Origin of the sequence: uncultured Brevundimonas sp., from assembly GCF_937870815.1 — a bacterium.
Classification (GTDB): Bacteria; Pseudomonadota; Alphaproteobacteria; order Caulobacterales; family Caulobacteraceae; genus Brevundimonas.
In genome coordinates this window covers 1-3,385 of record NZ_CALMZS010000172.1, presented here as the reverse complement: position 1 = coordinate 3,385, position 3,385 = coordinate 1, and the positions used below count along the sequence as shown (strand labels likewise).

3 protein-coding genes and 1 tRNA gene are annotated in these 3,385 nt (G+C 70.3%); 3 read left to right on the top strand and 1 reads right to left on the bottom strand.

Going from position 1 to position 3,385, the window contains the following annotated elements; genetic code table 11:
* Together Q0588_RS11245 and Q0588_RS11240 are read left to right on the top strand one after the other, a co-directional pair.
* Positions 1-1,257: citrate/2-methylcitrate synthase (locus tag Q0588_RS11245; RefSeq protein ID WP_366872887.1), on the top strand; the 1,257-nt coding region annotated here is incomplete at its 5' end.
* A 25-nt stretch (positions 1,258-1,282) separates the two neighbouring features.
* Positions 1,283-2,140 (top strand): undecaprenyl-diphosphate phosphatase, encoded by an 858-nt coding sequence (locus Q0588_RS11240; RefSeq protein ID WP_298746070.1) that lies wholly within the window; start codon positions 1,283-1,285, stop codon positions 2,138-2,140.
* Between the two features lie 4 nt (positions 2,141-2,144).
* On the opposite strand, the gene Q0588_RS11235 is transcribed toward Q0588_RS11240, so the two are convergent.
* The gene (locus Q0588_RS11235) at positions 2,145-3,116 is read right to left on the bottom strand and encodes a complex I NDUFA9 subunit family protein (protein WP_298746068.1); all 972 of its coding nucleotides are present in this window, start codon (positions 3,114-3,116) and stop codon (positions 2,145-2,147) included.
* A 176-nt stretch (positions 3,117-3,292) separates the two neighbouring features.
* Here Q0588_RS11235 and Q0588_RS11230 point away from each other — a divergent pair.
* Positions 3,293-3,379, top strand: a tRNA-Leu gene (locus tag Q0588_RS11230).
* The last annotated feature ends 6 nt before the right edge of the window (positions 3,380-3,385 follow it).

Here is a 3,385-nt window from a genome sequence, read left to right as displayed (position 1 = left end):
GGGTTGTCACCAAACGGCCTCATCTGGCGCCCCCGTTTCGGCAGGGGCCGGATGCTCCGCGCGGAGGTCGAGAGTTTGGAGCCTGCGGACCCAGCCCCGGACGCCATCCGCTGGATTGGACGCGGCGAGGCCCTGGCCCGCCTCGGGGTCAAGAGCCAGACCCTCTATGCCTATGTCAGCCGCGGACGTATCGCCGCCCGGCCCGATCCTTCGGATCCGCGCCGCAGCCTCTACGCCGTTCAGGACATCGCCCGGCTGAGCGGAGAGGCCGTCGATGACCATCGGATCGCCGAGCGACCCATTCCCCGGTCGGCCGGCCGGGGCGAGGCCGAGATCTGTTCCGGTCTGACGGTGATCGCCGGCGGCCGGCTGTTCTATCGCGGTCTGGACGCGTGCCAGCTGGCCGAGACGGCGACGCTTGAAGACGTGGCCCGCCGCCTTTGGGACGCGCGGGCGGTCAATCCGTTCGCCGAGGTCCGGCCCCGCGTCGGCGCCGTGCCCGGTGGTTCGATCCGGGCGCGGCTGTTCGCGGCCCTGGCCCGGCGCGCCGAGGAGGATGCCGACCCCAAGGCCCGCACCGTCGAGGCCCTGCGGCTGGAATGCACCCGGGTGCTGGACGAGGCGATCGACGCCGCCGCGGGTTCGGGTCCGCGCCTGTTCCTGCACCAGCGGCTGGCGCGGTCGTGGAAGACGCCCGAGCGCGATGCCCACCTGATCCGTCGCGCCCTGGTGTTGGCGGCGGACAATGAGATGAACGCGGCGGTTCTGGCGACTCGGGCCGCGGCCGACGGTGGGGCGGCTCCGGCGGCGGCGGCTTTCGCCGGCCTGCTGACCCTGACCGGCTCGGACATGATGGCCGAGCTGACCCGGGCCTCCGACTGGGTTGTGGCCGTGCGCCGCCAGGCCACGGACGCGGCGCGCCGGGCCCATGCGGCGGGCGGGTTGGCGGGGTTCGGCAGCCTCGACTATCCGGCCGGTGATCCCCGTGCGGCGGCCCTGATGGCATCGACCGACCTGCCTTCCGACCTGGTCCGGGCGGTGCAGGAGGGCGAGGCCGCGACCGGCCGGCCCGCGAATTTCGGCCTCGCCCTGGCGGTCATCGCCCGGCGGCTGGAACTGCCGCGGGACGCCGCCGGGGACCTGTTCCTGCTTGGCCGGCTGGCCGGACTGCTGGGTCACGCCCTGGATGAGGCGACGAACGGCTCGCCTATCCGGGCCCGGCTGCGCTATGTGGGACCCGAACCGGGCGCGCACTGACGGCCCATAGTCTTTGAGGGACTGCGTGGCGGACTGGATTGGGGCGGTCATCCTGGGACTGGTCGAGGGCCTGACCGAGTTCATTCCAGTGTCCTCGACCGGACATCTGCTGCTGGCCAAGGAAGCCCTGGGGCTGTCCAACACCCCGTGGGACACCTTCATCGTCATGATCCAACTGGGGGCCATCCTGGCGGTGGTGGCGGTCTATTTCGCCCGCCTGTGGAAGGTGCTGCTGGCCTTGCCGGGCCAGGATCCCGCGGCGAGACGTTTCGCTATATCCGTATTGCTGGCCTTCTTTCCCTCGGCGGTTCTCGGTCTGCTGTTCCACGACTTCATCAAGGACGTTCTGTTCAACACCACCATTGTCTGCGTCACCCTGATCGTCGGCGGGGTCGCCCTGATCGTGCTGGAGCGCTGGTCGGATGCGGGAACGATGGGGCTGCGGCGTCGGGTGAGGGACGGGGTGGTCACCCTGGAGCAGCGTGAGCTGACCGTGGACGCAATGACGCTGTCCTGGAGGACCGCCCTGGGCGTCGGTCTGTGGCAGTGCCTGTCCATCATTCCGGGCGTGTCGCGCAGCGGCGCCACCATCGTCGGCGGTTTGCTGCTGGGCGTCGAAAAGAAGGCGGCGGCCGAGTTCTCGTTCTTTCTGGCGATCCCGACCATGGTCGGCGCCTTCGCCCTGGATTTCTGGTCGAGCCGTGAACTCATCACCAACGATGTCGCCGGCCTGATCGCGATCGGATTCGTGGTGTCCTTCATCAGCGGCCTGTTCGTGGTCCGCTTCCTGGTGGATTTCGTCGGCCGCTACGGCTTCGCGCCGTTTTCGGCGTGGCGGATCCTGGTCGGAATCGTGGGCCTGCTGGCGATCTGGCTCTACTGAGCCTTCAGGTCGCGGGCGCGTCGGCGAACTGGCCGCCGCGCCGATAGCGCCAGAGATAGGATGGGGCGATGGCCTCGATGCCGGTCGGCTCTATGCCCAGGGCAGCGAGGCCCTCGGCGCCGTCGGCGACGACATTGTCGCTTTCCAGCAGCACCACCTGATCGCGGGTCAGCACCGGGGCGATGCCGACCATGGCGGTCAGCTGGGCCATGGAGCCGATGGCGCGGGCGGCGAAGAAGGGCAGGGGGATGAGGCCGAAGCTGCGGTAGGTCTCGCGCCGGATCAGTTTCAGAATGTCCTCGAAGGTCATCACCGCCGGCCCGCCCAGTTCGAAGGTGCGGCCCGCGGCCTCGGGGGCCGCCGCGGCGCGGGCGATGGCCTCGGCGACGTCGGCGACATAGACCGGCTGGAACCGGGTCTGGCCGCCGCCGATCAGCGGCAGGGCCGGGGCCATCGAGGCCAGGGCGGCGAAGCGATTGAGGAAGCCGTCGCCGGCCCCGAAGATCACGGACGGTCGGATCACCACCGCGTCCGGCTTGACCTCGCGCACCGCCATCTCGGCCGCGGCCTTGGACAGGGCATAGTCCGACCGGCTCTCGGGGTTGGCGCCGAGGGCCGAGACCTGGACGAGGCGCGCGACGCCTCCGGCCGCACAGGCTTCGGCGATGTTGCGCGCGCCCTCGACGTGCAGGGCGTGGAAACTGCGCCGGCCCGATTCGTACAGAATCCCGACCAGATTGATCGCCGCGTCGGCGCCCCGCAGGGCGGCCTCGACATCGGCGGGGCGGGTCACGTCGCAACGGACGGACTGGAGTTGGCCGACCGTGCCCGAGGTCTGCAGCTTGTACGCCCGGTCGGGGCGGCGGCAGGCGATGCGCACGCGCCAGCCGCGCCGGGCCAGCGCCTGGACCAGCTGGCTGCCGACGAAACCGGAGCCGCCGAAGACGGTGACCAGGCCTGGGGCGACTTCGTTCATGGCGGGCTCCGAAACGCGGCGGCGGGACAAGGGCAACCTCCGACGCGCCGGGGATTAGACGATGGCCGCCGCGCTCGCAACGCAAAGGCCGCAAATCCCCTGTTGACCGCCCCCGGACCCTGCCTTAAGGGTCCGCGCCTTCCGGGCGGAAACGCGTGCAAGCGCGAAACGTCTGGGCCCAGGTGGCGGAATTGGTAGACGCGCTGGCTTCAGGTGCCAGTGATAGAAATGTCGTGGAGGTTCGAGTCCTCACCTGGGCACCAATATTG